The organism is Cytobacillus oceanisediminis 2691, from assembly GCF_007678455.1.
Taxonomy (GTDB): Bacteria; Bacillota; Bacilli; order Bacillales; family Cytobacillaceae; genus Mesobacillus; species Mesobacillus oceanisediminis_A.
This window is the reverse complement of record NZ_VEEP01000100.1, coordinates 1-318: the sequence shown is the minus strand read 5'-3', so window position 1 is coordinate 318 and position 318 is coordinate 1. Positions and strand designations below refer to the sequence as shown.

The 318-nt window shown below is 40.6% G+C and carries 1 protein-coding gene; it reads left to right on the top strand.

Annotated features, from left to right (window positions below; translation table 11 throughout):
* The first annotated feature begins 99 nt into the window (after window positions 1-99).
* Window positions 100-270: a hypothetical protein gene (locus tag FS736_RS24570; protein WP_186326908.1), complete on the top strand. Its 171-nt coding sequence runs from the start codon at window positions 100-102 to the stop codon at window positions 268-270.
* Window positions 271-318 lie beyond the last annotated feature (48 nt).

Sequence of the window (318 nt, the reverse complement as noted above, 5' to 3'; positions counted from 1 at the left end):
AGAAGAGATTAAAAGTAAAAGATAAATAGATTGAAAAGTTTGTAGGTAGGAGGTGAAATGGGCTTGAATTAAGATATTGAGGAGAGGCGGTTTTAAGTAATGGGTTTAGGTAAGATTTTATTTTTACTGAAAGTGGTTGGGAGGGAAGTAGTTGTTAGGGAGTTGCATGGTATGCTGGTGGATGACGTTAGGAAGGATGTGCGGGTAGTGGGTGATGATGGCGTGAAGGGGGTGATTGATAAGGTTATTGATCGTGGGGTGGTGGTGTAATGTGGAGGGTATAAAATTCATAGAGTAATTATGGGGTTAGTGGAGGAT